Annotated in this window: 13 protein-coding genes; 6 read left to right on the top strand and 7 right to left on the bottom strand. The window is 64.6% G+C overall.

Annotation, left to right across the window (positions count from 1 at the left end; genetic code table 11):
- Positions 1-235 precede the first annotated feature (235 nt).
- The 4 genes from glgX (at position 236) to treY (ending at position 9,468) form a co-directional block, all read left to right on the top strand.
- Positions 236-2,449 carry a glycogen debranching protein GlgX gene (gene glgX / locus BLT65_RS33120; RefSeq protein WP_091786165.1) on the top strand — a complete coding sequence of 738 codons (2,214 nt, stop codon included), beginning with the start codon at positions 236-238 and terminating at the stop codon, positions 2,447-2,449.
- A gap of 90 nt (positions 2,450-2,539) precedes the next feature.
- A complete protein-coding gene (treZ, locus tag BLT65_RS33115) occupies positions 2,540-4,441 on the top strand; it encodes a malto-oligosyltrehalose trehalohydrolase (protein WP_091786380.1) in 1,902 nt (633 codons plus the stop codon).
- A gap of 12 nt (positions 4,442-4,453) precedes the next feature.
- Positions 4,454-6,634: a 4-alpha-glucanotransferase gene (malQ, locus tag BLT65_RS33110; protein ID WP_091786163.1), complete on the top strand. Its 2,181-nt coding sequence runs from the start codon at positions 4,454-4,456 to the stop codon at positions 6,632-6,634.
- Positions 6,631-9,468 carry a malto-oligosyltrehalose synthase gene (treY, locus tag BLT65_RS33105; RefSeq protein ID WP_091786162.1) on the top strand — a complete coding sequence of 946 codons (2,838 nt, stop codon included), beginning with the start codon at positions 6,631-6,633 and terminating at the stop codon, positions 9,466-9,468. The genes malQ and treY overlap by 4 nt, the downstream gene beginning before the upstream one ends.
- Positions 9,469-9,482: 14 nt before the next feature.
- Here treY and BLT65_RS33100 read toward each other — a convergent pair whose 3' ends face one another.
- Together BLT65_RS33100 and BLT65_RS33095 are read right to left on the bottom strand one after the other, a co-directional pair.
- Positions 9,483-10,826 carry a hemolysin family protein gene (locus BLT65_RS33100; protein WP_042315454.1) on the bottom strand — a complete coding sequence of 448 codons (1,344 nt, stop codon included), beginning with the start codon at positions 10,824-10,826 and terminating at the stop codon, positions 9,483-9,485.
- A 124-nt stretch (positions 10,827-10,950) separates the two neighbouring features.
- On the bottom strand, positions 10,951-11,751 hold the full coding sequence (locus BLT65_RS33095; protein WP_091786159.1) for a sensor histidine kinase: 801 nt from the start codon (positions 11,749-11,751) through the stop codon (positions 10,951-10,953).
- A gap of 124 nt (positions 11,752-11,875) precedes the next feature.
- Here BLT65_RS33095 and BLT65_RS33090 point away from each other — a divergent pair, with 124 nt between their 5' ends.
- Entirely contained in the window at positions 11,876-12,217 is a 342-nt protein-coding gene (locus BLT65_RS33090; protein WP_042315449.1) for an FKBP-type peptidyl-prolyl cis-trans isomerase, read from the top strand.
- Between the two features lie 31 nt (positions 12,218-12,248).
- Positions 12,249-13,019: an AraC family transcriptional regulator gene (locus BLT65_RS33085; protein ID WP_091786156.1), complete on the top strand. Its 771-nt coding sequence runs from the start codon at positions 12,249-12,251 to the stop codon at positions 13,017-13,019.
- A gap of 62 nt (positions 13,020-13,081) precedes the next feature.
- On the opposite strand, the gene BLT65_RS33080 is transcribed toward BLT65_RS33085, so the two are convergent.
- From BLT65_RS33080 to folC, 5 genes are all read right to left on the bottom strand, one after another.
- Positions 13,082-14,272, bottom strand: a complete 1,191-nt coding sequence (locus BLT65_RS33080) for an O-succinylhomoserine sulfhydrylase (RefSeq protein WP_007579607.1) — start codon at positions 14,270-14,272, stop codon at positions 13,082-13,084.
- Between the two features lie 308 nt (positions 14,273-14,580).
- Entirely contained in the window at positions 14,581-16,131 is a 1,551-nt protein-coding gene (gene purF, locus BLT65_RS33075) for an amidophosphoribosyltransferase (protein WP_091786153.1), read from the bottom strand.
- Between the two features lie 135 nt (positions 16,132-16,266).
- A complete protein-coding gene (locus BLT65_RS33070) occupies positions 16,267-16,761 on the bottom strand; it encodes a CvpA family protein (protein ID WP_091786151.1) in 495 nt (164 codons plus the stop codon).
- Between the two features lie 7 nt (positions 16,762-16,768).
- Positions 16,769-17,695, bottom strand: coding sequence for an SPOR domain-containing protein (locus BLT65_RS33065; RefSeq protein ID WP_091786149.1), 927 nt, complete (start codon positions 17,693-17,695; stop codon positions 16,769-16,771).
- 27 nt (positions 17,696-17,722) lie between these two features.
- Entirely contained in the window at positions 17,723-19,033 is a 1,311-nt protein-coding gene (gene folC / locus BLT65_RS33060) for a bifunctional tetrahydrofolate synthase/dihydrofolate synthase (RefSeq protein ID WP_091786146.1), read from the bottom strand.
- Positions 19,034-19,063 lie beyond the last annotated feature (30 nt).

Genomic DNA, 19,063 nt, shown 5'->3' with positions numbered 1-19,063 from the left:
TGGCGGTGTTAGCCGCTTTCTTTTGCCTACTTTTCTTTGCGGCGGCAAAGAAAAGTAGGTGCCGCCCCGCACAGGGGCGACGCGTGAAGCAGGCTAACAAAGCGCGGATGCCAGCGCAGAGGCAAACACCGTAGCGCGGATGCCAGCTAACGCATCGCGGATGCCACCGCAGAGGCAAAAGGCGGATGCGACCGCAGGAGCAAAACCAAAACCAACAACAACGGGAACACTTGCCATGCCGCACGTACTACCAGACAGACTACTCCCGGGTGCCCCGTACCCATTAGGCTCAAGCTGGGACGGCTTAGGCGTGAACTTCGCCGTCTTCTCCGCGAACGCGCAACGCATCGAGCTATGTCTCTTCGAGCCGACAGGCAGAAAAGAACTGAAGCGTTACACGCTGCCGGAATGCACAGACGAGGTATGGCACGGCTACCTGCCGCATGCGCATCCAGGCACGGTATACGCGTTCAGGGCCCACGGCCCATATCAACCGCAGCATGGACACCGTTTCAACCCACACAAGCTCCTGCTAGACCCCTACGCACGAAAACTCATCGGCCAGTTCCGATGGTCAGACGCATTGTTCAGCTACCGCGTCCACTCGAACAGAATGGACCTCTCCATCGACAGAAGAGACTCGGCGCCAGCCATGCCCAAGTGCGTGGTCGTCGACGAAGCCTTCGACTGGTCCCACGACACCCGCCCCAACGTCCCGTGGAACGAAACCGTCATCTACGAAACCCACGTGCGCGGCGCATCGATGCTACGCAAAGACCTCCGCACGCCCGAACGCGGCTCGTTCGCCGCACTCGCATCGCCGGAATTCATCGAGCATCTGCTGAAGCTCGGCGTCACCGCCGTCGAACTGCTGCCCGTCCACGCATTCCTCAACGACCGCTTTCTCGTCGAGCGCGGACTGCGCAACTACTGGGGCTACAACACGGCCGCGTTCTTCGCGCCAGAACCGTCTTATCTGACCGCGCATCGGCTCGATGAGATGCGCATCGCCGTCCGTCAACTGCACGCCGCGGGAATCGAGGTAATACTCGACGTCGTCTACAACCACACGTGCGAAGGCAACGAGATGGGCCCCACCGTGTCGTGGCGCGGACTCGACAACGCCAGCTATTACCGCCTCATTCCAGGCGATGAACGCCATCACATCAACGACACCGGCTGCGGCAACACGCTCAACATGCCGCATCCGCGTGTGCTGCAAATGGTGATGGATTCGCTGCGCTACTGGTCGACGGCGTTCAATATCGACGGCTTTCGTTTCGATCTCGGCGTCACGCTCGGGCGCGAGCATTCCGGTTTCGATCCCGGCTCGGGTTTCTTCGACGCGCTACGGCAAGATCCCATCCTGTCGCAGCGCAAGCTGATTTCCGAGCCGTGGGACATCGGCCCCGGCGGCTATCAGCTCGGCAATCATCCGCCCGGCATCAGCGAATGGAACGACCGTTTCCGCGATTCCGTGCGCCGCTTCTGGCGTGGCGACGCGGGCATGCGGCCCGATCTCGCCGCACGGCTGACGGGATCGGCGGATCTGTTCAACCGGCGCTTTCGCAAGCCGACGGCGTCGATCAACTTCGTCACGTCGCACGACGGCTTCACGCTGTCCGATCTCGTCGCGTATTCGCAAAAGCACAACGAGATCAACGGCGAGAACAACAACGACGGCCATAACGAAAATTACAGTTCGAACTGGGGCGTCGAAGGCCCGACCGACGAACCCGCTATCGCCGAGGCGCGCGAGCGCGTCTCGCGTTCGCTGATCGCGACGCTGTTCATCGCGCTCGGCACGCCGATGATGCTCGCCGGCGATGAAATGGGCCGCACCCAGCGCGGCAACAACAACGCGTATTGCCAGGATAACGAAATTTCCTGGGTAGATTGGGAACGCGCCGCGCTCCCACACGGGCGCAAAATGACTATGTTCTTCGCGCGCATCATCGCGTTGCGAAAACAGCATCCGCTGCTGCGCGAAAACCGCTTCCTGTTCGGCGACCGTGAAGTGCTGCCGGGTCTCTACGACGTCGGCTGGTTCGACGAGCACGGCGAAGCGCTGACCATCGAAGCCTGGCAGGACCCCGAAGGCCGCGCGTTCACGCTGCGGCGCGCGGGCGCAGGCCTGAATGGAGAAACGGAAGTATTGTTGATGATGTTGAACGCGTCGGGCGCGGCGCTGCGCTTCATGCCCCCGCCACCGCACCTGGAATGGCATGTGCTGCTGGATACGGCGAACCCTGAAGCGCCGCCCGCGCCGCTCGCGACGCCCGACCTGGAAGTGCCCGCGCACAGCATGGTGGTGCTCGCGGCGCAGCCCACGGGCGACGCGGACTGGCAGGCAAGCTGGCGCGCGGGCGCGCAGTACGGACCGCGTTTGTTGACGGCATTGCCGCCGGACCCGGGCACGTCGATGCCCGACACGGAGCAGTCCGGTTGACGGCGCGTGCGCCCGATTATCGACAGAAAGCCCATGCCGGAAGGTCTGCAATGAGTGTGCGTATCAACATGCCGACGAATGGTGACAATCATGCATGAACGTCCGATCGACCCTCACGCGCATCATCACGCGCACTGCCTGCCGTTCGGCGCGCAGTTGCTCGGCGCGGCGAGCGCGAGGCAGCGCACGCGCTTTCGCTTGTGGGCGCCGTCGTGCGCGAAGGTACAGGTGGTCGTCGAAAACGGCGATGCGTCCGGCGCGCACGACATGAGCGCGACGGGCAATGGCTGGTTCGAGATGGAAATCGGCTGCGGCGCGGGCACGCTGTATCGCTACAAGCTCGATGGCGCGCTGCTGATTCCCGACCCCGCATCGCGCTTTCAGCCACAGGATGTACACGGCCCGAGCGAAGTGATCGATCCGCGCGCCTACACATGGGAGCACACGGGCTGGTGCGGCCGGCCGTGGGAAGAAACGGTACTGTACGAACTGCATATCGGCGCGCTGGGCGGCTACGGCGGCGTGATGAAGCGCCTGCCCGCCATCGCGGAACTGGGCGTCACCGCAATCGAACTGATGCCGCTCAACGATTTTCCGGGCAAGCGCAACTGGGGCTATGACGGCGTGCTGCCCTATGCGCCCGACTCCGCGTATGGTCGTCCCGACGACCTGAAAGCGCTGATCGACGCCGCGCACGCGCACGGCCTCGCGGTGTTTCTCGATGTGGTCTACAACCACTTCGGCCCGGACGGCAATTATCTGCATCAGTATGCGAAGCCGTTTTTCCGCGAAGGCACGCACACGCCGTGGGGGCCCGCCATCGACTTCGAACGCGGCGAAGTGTGCGAATTCTTCTGCGACAACGCGCTCTACTGGCTCAACGAATATCGCTTCGACGGCTTGCGCCTCGACGCCGTACATGCAATCGACAACGACGACTGGCTGCGCCGTTTCGCCGATCACGTGCGCGCGCATGTCCAGCACGGACGTCACGTGCATCTCGTGCTGGAAAACGAGCGCAATACGGCGAGCCTGCTCGACCGGCATTTCACCGCGCAATGGAACGACGACGCGCACAACACGCTGCACGTGCTGCTGACGGGCGAACACGAAGGCTACTACGCCGCTTACGCGGATCAGCCGATCCAGCGGCTCGCGCGGATACTCGGCAGCGGCTTCGGCTATCAGGGCGACCCGTCGCCGATCCACGACGACAAACCGCGCGGCGAGCCGAGCGGCCATTTGCCGCCCACATCGTTCGTGGCGTTCTTGCAGAACCACGATCAGATCGGCAATCGCGCGATGGGCGAGCGTCTGCGCACGCTGTGCTCCGATGACGCGCTGCGCGCCGCCACAGGCCTGTTGCTGCTGTCGCCGCAAATTCCGCTGCTGTTCATGGACGAGGAATATGGCTCGAAACAGCCGTTCCTGTTCTTCACCGATTACACCGGCGATCTGGCGAACGCCGTGCGCGAAGGACGCCGCAAAGAGTTCGCGCGTTTCTCCGCATTCGCCGACGAGAAACGCCGCGCGCTGATTCCCGATCCGAACGATCCGCAGACGCTCGCCAAGTCGTCGCCGCCTGCCGAGCGGCACGGCGACGCGCCTGACGCGAAGGACGCGCTCGACTGGATGCACTTCTACAAATCCGCGCTCGCCGTGCGCGCGAAGCTGATCGCGCCGCGCCTGCGTCATGCGAAGGCGCTCGGTGCAACGCTCCTCAAGGCAGCCGGCGATCAGGACGCGAACGCGCTAACCGCACGCTGGAAACTCGACGACGGCGAGACATTGTCGATCGTGCTGAATCTCGGCGATGAAGCCGTGGCACTCGGCGAGCGCCCCGCCGGCAAGGTGATCTTCGAAACGCCGCCGCGCGTGCGCGATCGCGTCGACGCGGGCGAGTTGCCGCCAAACGCATTCGTCGCCTGGATGACCGGCGACGTCAGCGAATATGCCATCGGCCACGACGCGCGCAAGCACGTGCAGACCTGAGGAGTGACACGCGTGGCCACAACCCGACGCCCCGGTATTTCCATCGACGCCCTCGCCGCACGCGCAGGCTTCGAAGTCGAATGGGAAGACGCGCATCACAACAGGAAGCGCGTGCCCGACAGCACGCTCGCCGCGCTACTCGAACGCATGGGCCTGCCGTGCGGCAACGCCACGCAGATTCGCCAGAGCGCGGGCGCGCTCGAAGCCGAGTTGTCCGGCCGCAAGCTGCCGCCGCTGATGACGGTCGAATGCGGACGCGGTATCGGCTTGCCCGCCGCCGCGATCAAGGCGGGCAGCCACTACCGGATCGAACTGGAAAGCGGCTCGCTGATCGATGGCCGCTTCACGGCGCCGAAGGGCGAAGCGGCGCTGCTGTCGCCCATCGACGAACCCGGCTATCACACGCTCGTGCTCAACGATCACCGGATGACGCTCGCCGTCGCGCCCTCGCAGTGCTACACGGTCACCGACGCGTGGCGCGCGATGCACGGCGACGACACGAACGCGCCGCCGCTGTGGGGGATCGCCGCGCAAATCTACGGCTTGCGCCGGGTCGGCGACGGCGGCATCGGCGATTACACGGCGCTGGCGACGCTCGCGATCGAAAGCGCGAAACGCGGCGCGCATGCGCTCGCCGTCAGCCCGACGCACGCGATGTTCAGCGCGTTGCCGGGCTCGTTCAGTCCGTATTCGCCGTCGTCGCGGCTGTGGTTGAACGTTACGCATATCGATCCCGCCGCCGTGTTCGGCGCGCAGGCCGCACAGGCCGCGCTCGATGCGGCGGGTGGTACCGACGTCTGGCCGCAACTCGAAACACTGCCGCTGATCGACTGGAAGACGGCGACGCCGCTCAAGCTCAAGGTGCTGCGTGTGTTGTTCGAGCGTTTCTGCGCGAACGACCGCGCGCAGGATTCGCCGCGTGCGCTGGAGTTTCATGGCTTTTGCGACCGAGGCGGCCGAGCACTCGAAGATCACGCGCGCTTTGAAGCGCTGCATGCGTTCCAGTTGCTGCACAGTGGCGAAGGGTACTGGCGCAAGTGGCCGGATGCGCTGCAGGACCCGCGCAGTCCCGAAGTCGAGGCATTCGCGAACGAGCATCGGCATGAAGTCGAGTTTCATCTGTTTCTGCAATGGCTCGCGTCGAAAGGACTGTCGCACGCGCAGCACGCGGCGCGCGACGCGGGCATGGCGATCGGACTGATCGCGGATCTCGCCGTCGGCTGCGATAGCGCGGGCTCGCATGCGTGGTCGTATCGCGACGACATGCTGCACGGCGTGTCCGTCGGCGCGCCGCCCGATCTGTTCAACCAGGCGGGCCAGGCGTGGGGCCTCACCACCTTCTCGCCGCGCGCGATGCGCAATCAGGGCTTCTCGGCGTTCATCGACATGCTGCGTTCGGCGTTCGCCTGCGCGGGTGGCATCCGCATCGATCACATCCTCGGGCTGCGGCGGCTGTGGCTCGTGCCCGAAGGCGAGAGCGCGAAAAACGGCGCGTACCTGCGCTATCCGCTCGAAGACATGCTGCGGCTGATCGCGCTCGAATCGTGGCGGCACCGCGCGATCGTGATCGGCGAAGACCTCGGCACCGTGCCGCCGGGCTTTCGCGAGCGGCTCAGCGAGCATGGCCTGGCGGGTATCCGCGTGCTGTGGTTCGAGCGCACGAGGGACGGCAAGGGCTTCACGCCGCCCGCCGAATGGGATAGCGGCGCCGTCGGGACGACGACCACGCACGACCTGCCGACCGTCTCCGGCTGGTGGCGCGGCGAGGACATCGTGTGGCGCAATCGCATCGGTCAGACCGCGCCGCGTGCCGACGGGCGTGATCCCGTCGCGCTCGCGCAGGCCGAACGCGACGACGACCGCGCCGCGCTATGGCAGGCGTTCCAGCAAGCCGGGGTTGCCGCGCCCGACGTCGATCCGCCGCCGCCCGGTGAAGCGCCCGTCGATGAAGCGCTCGCCTTCGTTGCCGCTACGCCGTCGCCGCTCGTCACGTTTCCGCTCGAAGACCTGCTCAGTCTCGTGGATCAGCCGAACTTGCCTGGCTCGATCGACGAGCATCCGAACTGGCGCCGCCGCGTGATCCAGCCCGTCGACGCACTGTTCACCGACGACACCTTTTGCGACCGCCTGCTCGCCATCCAGCAGGCGCGCACCGACTCAACCCCTGCTTCTTCGTTGTCCGATACGCCATGACTGTTCCGCGCGCCACGCTCCGACTCCAGTTTCATCGCGACTTCACGTTCGACGATGCGCTCGCGCACGTCGACTATTTCGCCGCGCTCGGCGTGAGCCATCTGTACGCTTCGCCGATCACGACGGCGACGCCCGGCTCGACACACGGCTACGACACCGTCGACTACGCCCAGGTCAGCGCTGAGTGCGGCGGCGAAAACGGCCTGCGGCGCCTGACCGACAAGCTGCATGAACTCGGCATGGGCCTGATCGTCGACGTCGTGCCGAATCACATGGGTATGAGCAAGCACAACGCGTGGTGGCAGGACATTCTCGAATGGGGCCGCCATAGCGCCTTTGCGCGCTTTTTCGATGTCGACTGGCATTCGCCCGACCCGGCGCTGCGCGGCAAGGTGCTGATGCCCGTGCTCGGTGCGGCGTACGGCGAAGAACTGATCGCGGGCCGTATCGCGCTGCGCTTCGACGCCGACAACGGGCGCTTCGACATCGTCTATGGCGAGCACGCGTGCCCCGTCTGCCCGATCGATTACGCGGCCATTTTGCAATCGGCGGATCGCGCGGATCTGAGCGCGCTCGCCGAGCGCTTCACGTCGATCACGACGCAGCCCGCAGATCATCCGCGCGCAGCTGAAGGCCGCGACGCGCTGCGCGAGTTCGTGCAGCAGAACGGCGCGTCGGCGATCGAGTTCGTGCTCGAAGTGTATTCGCCCAACGAGCCCGTCACGCGCGACCGTCTGCACCGGCTCATCGAGCGACAGCACTTCCGGCTCGCGTGGTGGCGCACTGCATCGGATGAAGTGAACTGGCGGCGCTTCTTCGATATCAGCACGCTTGCGGCCGTGCGCGTCGAGCGTCCAGAGGTGTTCGACGCCGTGCATGCGCTGATCTTCCGGCTCTATGCGGAGGGCGTGATCGACGGCGTACGCATCGATCATATCGACGGGCTCGCGGAACCGCGCGAGTACACGCAGCGGCTGCGTCAACGGCTGTCGGAACTGCGCGAGGGCACGACGCCGTATATCGTCGTCGAGAAGATTCTCGGACGCGGCGAAGCGCTGCGCGACGACTGGCCCGTCGACGGCACGACAGGCTACGATTTCATGAACGACGCCGGCGCGCTGCTGCACGATCCGGCGGGCGCCGCGCCGCTCGCCGATGCATGGGCCGAACTGAGCGGCCGCCCCGCGAGCTTCGCCGACGAGGCGCTGCCCGCGCGCCGTAAGATTCTCGCGGAGAATTTGCCTGCAGAACTGGACCGCGTGTCGCGCGCGCTGCATCGGCTGGCGCGCGACAGCATCAACACGCGCGACTTCACGTACACGGCGATCCGCCGTGTGACCAACGAGCTTGCCGCGCACTTCCCCGTCTATCGCATCTATCCGCAAAACGGCCTGCGCAGCGCTGCTGATAACGCCTACTTCGACATCGCGCTCGATGCCGCGAAGCAGACGCTGTCGCGCGCCGATCATGGCGTGCTGGCGCGCGTCGATGCGTGGCTCGGCAGCGGCGCCGACGAAAACGGCAATGGACGCAACGCTGCGTATCAGGCGCCGCAGCAGAATGGCGGCGCGGGCGCGTTCAATCACACGGCGTCGGCGCGACGTACCGTGCAGACGCTGTTCTCGCAATTGACGGCGCCCGTCGCCGCGAAAGCCATCGAAGATACCGCGTGCTATCGCTACGGACGTTTGCTGTCGCGTTGCGAAGTAGGCGCGGACCCGGGTGAGTTCGCGCTGACAGTCGAGCAGTTTCATGCGGGCAATCAGGAGCGCGCGCGGCGCTTTCCTCATGCGCTGCTAGCGACGGCGACCCACGACCACAAGCGCGGCGAAGACACGCGCGCGCGCCTCGCCGTACTGAGCGAAATCGCCGACGAGTGGACTGCGACGCTGCGCGCATGGACGACGTTGAACACGCCGCACCGGCGCGCGCTGGATGGCAACGCCGACGACTGGGCGCCCGGTCCTGGCGCCGAAGCGATGCTGTATCAGACGCTGGTCGGCTGCTGGCCGCCCGGTCTTTCGCCCGACGACGAAGCGGGCGTCAAGGCGCTCGCCGAACGCGTCGCGCAATGGCAGTTGAAAGCGCTGCGCGAAGCGAAGTTGCGCACTACGTGGCTTGCGCCTGACGAAGCTTTTGAGAACGGCTGCCGTGAGTTTCTGTTCGATATTCTCGCGCCACAGCGCCGCGATGGATTCCTGCGCGAACTGAGCGGGTTCGTTTCGCGCATCGGCCGGGCGGGTGTCGTGAATAGCCTGCAGCAGACCTTGCTGCGGCTCGCGTCGCCCGGTGTGCCCGATCTTTATCAGGGAACCGAACTATGGGATTTCAGTCTCGTCGATCCGGACAACCGGCGGCCTGTTGATTTCGCGCAGCGACAGGCGCTGCTCGCCGAGGCGCCGCCTTCCGATTACCTCGCTGGCTGGCGCGATGGCCGCGTGAAGCTCGCGATCAATCAGCGGATGCTCGCGTTACGCATGCAGATCCCTGAATTGCTGAGCAGTGGCAGCTATACGCCGCTCACGGCGCAGGGCAAGCACGCCGCGCATGTCGTTGCGTTCGCGCGGCGGCAAGGCAACTGCTGGGCGGTGGTGATTGCGACGCGGCTGTCGATGGCGCTGCTCGATAACAGCAGCGACTTGCCGATCGTCGACCCGATTGCGTGGGACGATACGGCCGTGCAGATGCCCGAAGAGCTGTTCGGACGCGCGTTGTTCGACTGGGTGAGTCCCGCCGCGCCGAAGGTCGAAGATACCGGGCTGCTGTATCTGCGCGATGCACTGACGACGATGCCTGTGGCCGTGCTGGTTGAGGATGGGGTGCCGCGGGTGTGACGGCGTGTGGCACCTCAACCACCCTCATCATCAAACATCTTCGGATACACCCGCACCAGCACGATACGCGGCCCCTTCATCCTCTTCACGACCACATCGAAACGGTCGAAATCGACGCGCTGCCCTTCCTCCGGCAGATCGCCAAGTGCGTTGATCACCAGACCGCCGACGGACTCCGCGCTGCCCTCGTCGATGTCGATACCGAGCGCGCGCTCCAGCGACACCACGGGCAAGCTGCCCTTGCCCATCAGCGTGCCGTCGTCCATGCGCGTCCAGTCGGCGTCGCCCTGACGGAACTCGTCGTGAATCTGGCCGACCAGCGCACCGAGCAGATTGTCGAGCGTCAGGAAGCCGATCGGCTTCGCGTTCTTACGGCCGACCAGCGCGAGATGCGGCGCGCCCTTGCGAAAGCGCCGGAACAGTTCCAACGCGGGCATCTCGGGCTTCACATACTGCACGGGACGCACATAGTGCGACAGGTCGTCGAGCGTGCTGCCCGCGTGGCGTGCCAGCAGCAGATCCTTCAGATGGATAGTGCCCGCGACGCGCTCGCCCGCTGCGTCCTCCAGCAACGGATAGCGGCTGAAACGATGGCGCGCGACGATCTGCATGTTCTCGCGCCACGGCAGGTCGCGGCGCAGGCTCACCAGTTCATGCGCGGGCCGCATCAGGTCGGACACGGTCATGCGCGAGAAATCGAGCGAATGCGCGATCGTGTTCCATTCGTCCTGCGAATAGGCGTCCTTCGAGCCGTCGAGTTCGTTCGCGACACTCGCGTGGCGGCCTCGCAGAATCAGCTTCAGTTCGTCTGTGGAGTAATGTGTGTCGCCGCCGTGGTCGGCCGTCAGACCGGCGAGTCGCAGCACCGCGTTCGCGCTCGAGTTGAGCACCCAGATGGCGGGGTACATCGCCCAGTAGAAGCCATACAGCGGCATCGCCGTCCACAGCGAAACGTGCTCGGACTGACGGATTGCCAGCGACTTCGGCGCGAGTTCGCCGACCACGATATGCAGGAACGAAATACACGAGAACGCGAAGAACAGCGAGATGCCGTGAATCAACTGCTCGTTCTGGATGCCGAGCAGATGGAACACAGGATTCAGCAGTTCCGCGAAGGCCGGCTCGCCGATCCAGCCAAGCCCCAGCGACGCGAGCGTGATACCCAGCTGGCACGCGGACAGATACGCATCCAGCCGCCCATGCACCTTCCCGAGCAGCTTGCCGCGCAAGCCATGCTTCGCCGCGAGCGTTTGCACGCGCGTCTGCCGCAGCTTGACGAGGCCGAATTCCGCAGCAACAAAGAAACCGTTGAGGGCAACGAGCAACAACGCGCCAATGAGGGCGACGAACTGGATCAAAGCGAAGAACTCCGGCGACAAAAGTCGTCAGTATAGAGTGCGAAAGGCACGTGAAAGCGCTGAGCACGCGTGAACTGGCCATCCGGCCAGGTCGCGCGCGATTCCATGCGCGTGTGCGTGAGCGTCATGCGCCGGCGAGCGGCACACGCAGCTTGAGTGTCGTCGGCTGGCCGTCGGCCCATTCGCCCTGTTCGAACGCGCCGTCGTGCGCTTCCGAAATGCGCTTGCACAATCCCAGCACCCACGAAATGCGGCTGGCTTCGCGCGGCTGCGTCGCTTGCGCGCGCGCGAAGTTTTCCAGCACGTGAGGCAGCGCGGCGTCAGTCAGTGCTGCAGGCGTTGCTTGCCATGCGACGGTGGCGCGAAACGTCGACGCATCGACGTCGGCATCGAGCGTGACGGTCGCGCCGCTCGCGCTCGCTTCCACCGCGAATGTGACGAGCAGCCACAACGCGGCGGCGAGCCGCTCGCGGTCACCGTCCATCCGCTGCGCGGCGAGCGGCGAGTTGAGTTCGAGTGCGACGCCACGCCGCACGGCGAGCGCGTCGCGCACATCGCCGATCGTTTCATCGAGCAATAGGCGCAGCGCGAACGGCGCGCGCTTCAAAACAAGCGCTTTCGTCTCGGCGCGCGTTGTATCGACGATCGATTCGAGCAGCTTCACCTGCTGCTCGACACCGTTGCGAATACCTTCGAGCGCGCGTTGCGCGGTGGCATCGTTTGTGTCGATCTTGCGGTCGAGCACATAGGCCCAGCTATGAATGGCATTCAGCGGGCTGCGCAGGTCGTGCGAGACCAGCGACAGCACATGATCGCGCATGAAAAGCGCCGTTTCGGCGCAGCGTCGCGCGGTTCGTTCGGCGACGGCAGACGTCTCCTCGTTGCTGCCGGAAGAAGACGGAGTAGACGTGGTCACGATCGACATCCTCGTTGGCGGTTCACCGATGGTTGCAGTCTGGACATTATAGGCATGGCCGTTTGGCCGAACTTCGCGACGGTAGGACAACACGCCTACAATAGCGGTTTCGAACGATTACAAGGAGCATTGCATGTCTACTGTCACCACTGCATCGGGTCTCAAGTACGAAGACCTGACGGAAGGCACGGGCGCTGAAGCGAAGGCCGGTCAGACCGTCAGCGTTCACTATACCGGCTGGCTGACGGACGGCCAGAAGTTCGATTCGAGCAAGGACCGCAACGACCCGTTCGCGTTCGTGCTGGGCGGCGGCATGGTCATCAAGGGCTGGGACGAAGGCGTGCAGGGCATGAAGGTCGGCGGCGTGCGCAAGCTGACCATTCCGCCGCAACTCGGCTACGGCGTGCGCGGCGCGGGCGGCGTGATTCCCCCGAACGCGACGCTCGTGTTCGAAGTCGAATTGCTCGGCGTCTAAGCGTTTCCGCCGTTCTTCCGGTTGCTTTGTGATGAGCCACGCCGTCATCGGTGCCCCCAACGTTTCCCTGCGCCGCTACGGCACCGTGGAAGCGTCGGACGTGCATGACTTCCATCAGATCGTGCTCGGTCTGGACGGATCGATGGTGATGGCCGTGGACGGCGTCGCGCAAGAAATCGACCGGACGTCCGCGTGGCTCATTCCGGCCGGCTCGCGGCACGACTACGCGGGCGTCGGCGAGAACCGGCAGCTCGTGCTCGATCTGCCTGCGTCGTCGGTCGCCGTGCCGCAACGTCTGTTCGACCGCGCGCGCGCCGTCACCGTCGATTCGTCGCTCACGCAACTGGTTTCGCATATTGCGGGCCGCGCGACGGGACATATCGATGGCGATGCCGCATGGCGGCGCTTCAACTGGGACGCGGCCGCCCGCCTATGTGCGGCGATCATCGAAGACACGGGCATGGCGGATGCTGCGCCGGGCGCCCGTCTCGACTTCGCGCGCATCGACGCCTGGCTGCGCGCGCGTCTGTCCGAACCGGTGCGCATCGCGGACCTCGCCGCGCACTGCGGCTTCGGCATGCGGCGCTTTCATCAATTGTTCATCGACGCATTCGGCGAAACACCGCATCGTTATTTGCAGCGGCTGCGGCTGGATACGTCGGTCACGCTGCTCGCCGATCCGCGCCGCTCATTGACCGACGTCGCGCTCGAAGTCGGCTTCGGCGATCAGAGCGCCTACACGCATGCGTTCACGCGGCGCTTCGGGATGGCGCCGGGTCAATGGCGCGCCTTGCTGCATTGAGCGTTGCCGTATGACATAACGGGCGCTTCGCAGCGCCCGTTTCGTTTCACATCTTCACTTCATCAGCCTGCAAGGCCGCGCGCCAGATCGTCGCGGATATCGGTTGCATTCTCCAGACCAACGGCAAGCCGGATCAGGCCTTCCGTGATGCCCGCCGCTGCGCGCGCTTCCGGCGTGATGCGGCCGTGCGTCGTGGTGGCAGGATGCGTGATGGTCGTGCGCGTGTCGCCGAGGTTGCCCGTGATCGAACAGATCTTCGTGCTGTCGATTACCCGCCACGCATTCGCGCGCATCGCTTCCGGCGTGTCGCCCTTGAGTTCGAACGAAACGATCGCGCCGCCCGCTTTCTGCTGGCGCTTCGCGATTTCGTACTGCGGATGCGATTCGAGGCCCGGATAGAACACACGCTTCACGGCGGGATGCGTATCGAGCCAGCGCGCGATTTCAAGCGCATTCGCCGACTGGCGCTCGACGCGCAGCGACAGCGTCTCCATGCCCTTCAGCAGAATCCACGCGTTGAATGCGGACAACGTCGGACCCGCGCTGCGCACGAACGGGAACACCTTTTCCATGATGAACTGCTTCGAGCCAACCAGCGCGCCGCCGAGCACACGGCCTTGCCCGTCGAGGAACTTGGTCGCCGAATGCATCACGACGTCCGCGCCGAGTTTCAGCGGCTGTTGCAGCGCCGGGCTGCAAAAACAGTTGTCGACGACGAAGAGCGCATTCGCGGACTTCGCGATCTTGCTGATCGCTTCAATATCGGCGATCTCCGTCAGCGGGTTCGACGGCGTTTCGAGGAAGAACATCTTCGTCTCGGGACGCACCGCGTTTTTCCACGCGTCGAGATCGGTCGGATCGACGAAGGTCGTCGTGATGCCGAACTTGCTGAAGATCTGCGAGAACATGCCGAGCGTCGAACCGAACAGGCTCTGCGAGCTGACGAGATGATCGCCCGCCTGCAACGCCGACATCACCACCGACATGATCGCGCTCATTCCCGACGCCGTCGCCATGCACGCCTCGCCGCCTTCGAGCGCCGCGAGACGATCCTGGAACATCGTCACGGTCGGATTCGTGAAGCGCGAGTACGTGTAATAGTCTTCGGAATTCTTGAAGCGCTCGGCAGCGTCTGCGGCGCTCGCAAAGACAAAGCTCGACGTCAGGAAGATCGCTTCCGAATGTTCGCCGAATTCGCTGCGCAACGTGCCCGAGCGGACTGCGAGTGTGTCGAAGTTGAGGGAGTCGTCCATGTTCGTTCTGTTCCGTTTTTCGAAGTCACGCGCACTGGCCGTTGAGGTTCACGCGCGAAAGAGCAACAAAAAAGCCCGCTTTGCGTCGGCATAAGCGGGCTTCGTGTGCGGGGAAAGCTGTAAGCGCGATGGCTGTGCTGCTGCTCACCGTTCGCTTTAGCTGTTTTGGGTTTCCCCGCGTCCGCAAGCTGAGATCAAATCGACGCAAGACCCGATGGTAACACCGCGCCCGGATTTTCGCGCCGGGTTTCAGTGGCTGTTGCAGCGCGCGAGACCAGTTGACCCGATGTTCGCGCGCTTACGACGCGTTACTCGACCGACAGTTGCAGGTGCAATTGCGAACGCGCAGCGCCGCCTTCCATCGCGTCGCTAGCCGCGTCGCGGTCCGATTGCGCGGACGGCGCGAGACGCGCGGATTCGATGCGGTCGAGGTATTCCGTCGTCACGTCGCCCGTGATGTAGTTGCCGTCGAAGCACGACGATTCGAACTCCTTCAGCGCCGGGTTGATGTCGCGGATCGCGTTCTTCAGCGCGTCGACGTCCTGATAGACGAGGAAATCGGCGCCGATCAGGCGCGCCACTTCTTCATCCGAACGGCCGTGCGCGACGAGTTCGCTGCGCGTCGGCATGTCGATGCCGTACACATTCGGGAACTTCACGGGCGGCGCCGCCGAAGCGAAGATCACCTTGCTCGCGCCCGCATCACGCGCCATCTGCACGATTTCGTGCGACGTCGTGCCGCGCACGATCGAATCGTCGACGATCAGCACGGTCTTGCCCTTGAACTCGATGCCCATCGCGTTCAGCTTCTGGCGCACCGATTTCTTGCGCACCGCCTGGCCCGGCATGATGAAGGTGCGGCCCACGTAACGGTTCTTGAAGAAGCCTTCGCGATATTCGACGCCGAGTTTCGCTGCGACCTGCATCGCTGCCGGACGCGACGAATCGGGAATCGGCATGACGACGTCGATCTTCACGTCATCGGGCAATACGCGCAGGATTTTCTCCGCGAGATAGTCGCCCATGCGCAGACGCGCGTTGTAGACGGGCACGCCGTCGAGCACCGAATCCGGACGCGCGAGATACACGAGTTCGAAAATGCACGGGTTCAGGCTGGCGTTCGGCGCGCATTGCTGCGCGTGGAAGTTGCCTTCGAAGTCGATGAAGATCGCCTCGCCCGGCGCGACGTCGCGCACGAACTCGAAGCCGATGCCTTCCAGCGCCACCGATTCCGACGCCAGCATCCATTCCGTGCCCGACGCCGTTTCCAGCTTGCCGATACACAGCGGGCGGATGCCGAACGGGTCGCGGAAGCCGAGCAGACCGTAGCCGGAAATCAGCGACACGATCGCGTACGAGCCGCGCACGCGGCGATGCACGCCTGTCACGGCCTTGAACATCGCTGCGGGATCGAGTTGCAGACCCGTGCTCGCCGTGTGTACTTCGTGCGCGAGCACGTTGAGCATCACTTCGGTGTCGGAATTCGTGTTGATGTGGCGACGATCGATGCGGAACATCTCGTCTTTCAGCTGCTGCCAGTTGGTCAGATTGCCGTTGTGCGCAAGGATGATGCCGAACGGCGCGTTCACGTAGAACGGCTGGGCTTCCTCTTCGCTCGACGCAGATCCCGCCGTCGGGTAGCGCACCTGGCCAATGCCGCTGTTACCGGGCAGGCTGCGCATGTTGCGCGTGCGGAACACGTCGCGCACCATGCCGTTGGCCTTGTGCATGTGGAAATTGTTGCCGTTCGCGGTGGCGATGCCGGCCGCGTCCTGACCGCGGTGCTGCAGGAGCAGCAGGCTGTCATAGAGGAGCTGGTTGACGGGTGACTGGGAAACTACGCCTACGATGCCGCACATGGCATGTCCTTCAAAGGGTACGAAATTCGATCAGTGCGGCCTGCCTGGGAGACAGCCGCGCGCGCCGTGGTTCTGCTTGCTTCACCATCGGCCCGCCTTGTCATCCGCCTTCGCCCTTTGCGTGCAACGCGATCGTTACACGTGGACGTAGGCGGCGAGCGTTTCGGGAAGCAGAGGCTTCAACTCTCGCACGCCCTGCTCGGCATAGGGCCGCAGCAGCGCGTTGCGCCAGAATTCCTGTTTGGGCAGTTCGGTCAAGCCACCGAGGGCGACCAGAACCAGCACCAATATGACCCCGCGTACGAGGCCGAACACCAGTCCAAGCGAGCGATCCACACCGCCCAGACCGGACACCTGCACCAGCCGGCTCAGCAATGCGTTCGCCACGCTTGCCACCAGCATCACGCCAATGACGATCAGCGCGAACGCGATCAGCCACTGCGTCAGCGCGCCGCCCGGCCATTTCGCCGGCACGTAGGGCACCAGCAGCCCCACGAAACGCGCCGCCACCAGAAACGCGACGATCCAGCCGATCAGCCCGAATACCTCGGACAAAAAGCCGCGCCACGTTCCGCGCATGGCTGACAGGGCGATCACCGCCATTACAGCGTAGTCGAACGCGGTGAACATCGCCGGATTACTGCGCAGCGCCGTTGTTCGCGCCCGACGTCAGACCGGCCTCGCGCACCTTCGCGATTGCCGCCGACGCCGCCGCACGGTCCGCGAACGGACCGGCGCGCAACAGGGTTCGACTGGAGCCGTCAGCCTGCTTGCGACGCTCCGTATATACGGGCACACCCGCCGCTTTCAACTTGGTTGCCCACGCGTGTGCGCTGGCGTCGTCCTGAAACGCGCCGAGCTGAACTGCGAAGCGGCTGCCCGGGGGCGCCGCAGGCGTACCTGTTTCGGTGCCAGAAGCGGCTGCCTGCGCCGTTTCCGTGGCTGCGGGTTTCTGTTCCGGTTTTGCCGCGGGCTTGGCGTCAGCCTGCGGTTTCGCTGCGGGTTTCACAGCCGGCGCGTTGTTCGCGACGACAGCGGGCGCTTGCGGCTTCGCAGGCGTCATCGCGATTGGCGCGTTCTTGCTGTTGCTGCCGTCGCGCTGCGACGCCACGGCGCCCGTAGCGGCCGCGCCCGACGCAGCGGGCGCCAGACCCGACGCCGCCAATGCGGCATCCGGCGCGGCGGGATTGTCCGGCGCGACGGCGGCTTGCGTGTCGTTGTCGACCGACGCGCGCGGCTTCGGCGCGGGACGGCTTGGAATGTCGATGGAAATGTCGTCAGTGACGGGCTTCGGATGCGAATCCAGCACCATCGGCAGAATGACGACGGCGGCAATCACCAGCGCGATCGCGCCGACGAGGCGGCGTCGCGCGCGCTGCTTCTCGGGAAGCGTGGGATCGAGCAGCATCGCGTCGGCGTCGCCGGAACGGTCCGTGCGCCGACTGCGCCGTTCGACGCGTTCCGCGCGTTCAGTGCGCTCGGCACGACTACCGCGACTGGAACTGGAATTTGCGCCGCGCCTTGTCGGTGCGTCGTCTTTCTTGCCGAACGAGAAAATACCCATGAATGGCTTGGTTCGAGGCCCGCGCGTTCAGTGTTGCTGCGATTTACGGTAGGCCATGACGCCTGCAACCGTGAAGAAGCTTCCGAAGACCACGATTCTATCATTGTCGGAGGCTCGTTTTAGCGCATCCTGGAAAGCTTCTGCTGGTGTGGCAAAACGCGTCACGCTGCAATCCGGGCCGTCGCTGACGCCCGCATCGCGCAGCGCCGTTTCCAGTTCGTCCGCGCTGGCGGCACGCGGCGTCGGGAGATCGGTCACGTTCCAGTGATCGATCTCGCCTTTCAGATGTTCGAGCACGCCAGCGATGTCCTTGTCGCGCATCGAGCCAAAAACGGCGTACGTGTACGGAAAAAAGCCCATATTGCCGAGATTTTGGCCCAACACGGCGGCGGCATGCGGATTGTGGCCGACGTCCAGCACGATCGACGGCTTGCCCGGCAGCACCTGGAAGCGCCCCGGCAGCTCGACGTTCGCGAGCCCCAGACGAATGTCTTGCGCCGACACGGGCAAACGGTCGCGCACCGCTTCGAGACCCGCGAGCGCCGCCGTCGTATTGAGCAGCTGATTCGCGCCGCGCAGCGCCGGATAAGCGAGCGCTGACCGACGCATCGTCGGGCCGATGTAACTCCACTGCTGGCGCTCGTTGCCGGGTTGCGCTTCGTAGCGGAAATCGCGGCCGAACAGCCACAACTCCGCGCCGATTTTCTCGGCATGATCGATCAGCGTTTGCGGCGGAACGGGGTCCGCGCAGATCGCCGGCTTGCCCGCGCGGAAAATACCCGCCTTTTCGAACGCGATTTTCTCGCGCGTATCGCCGAGGAAGTCTGTGTGATCGATGTCGATGCTCGTGATGATCGCGCAGTCGGTATCGAGGATATTGACGGCATCGAGCCGCCCGCCCAACCCCACTTCGAAAATCACTGCGTCCAGCCCGCGCTCGGCGAACAGATGCATGATCGCGAGCGTCGTGAACTCGAAATACGTCAGCGAAACGGGCTCGGGCAGCGACTGGCGCGCCTTCTCGACGGCCTCGAAGTGCGGCAGCAGTTCGGTATCCGTCGCCATCTGACCGTTGATCCGCGCGCGCTCGTTGAACGCGAGCAGATGCGGCGACGTGTGGCAGCCGACGGTGTAACCCGCGCGCAGCAGGATCGCTTCGAGAATTGCGCAGGTGGAACCCTTGCCGTTCGTGCCGCCGACGGTGATCACCGGGCACGCAAACTTGAGGTCCAGCGCGTCACGCACCTTGCTGATACGCGCGAGTCCCATGTCGATGCCGACAGGATGAGCGGATTCCAGGTGCGTGAGCCACGCGTCGAGTGTGGGGAAAGTGGTCATCTGAAAAACTGGCAGTGCGGACCGGAATTA

The sequence above is a fragment of the Paraburkholderia steynii genome (assembly GCF_900100565.1).
GTDB classification, from domain to species: Bacteria; Pseudomonadota; Gammaproteobacteria; order Burkholderiales; family Burkholderiaceae; genus Paraburkholderia; species Paraburkholderia terrae.
The sequence above is the reverse complement of the archived record's forward strand: the minus strand, read 5'-3'. Positions and strand labels throughout refer to the sequence as shown.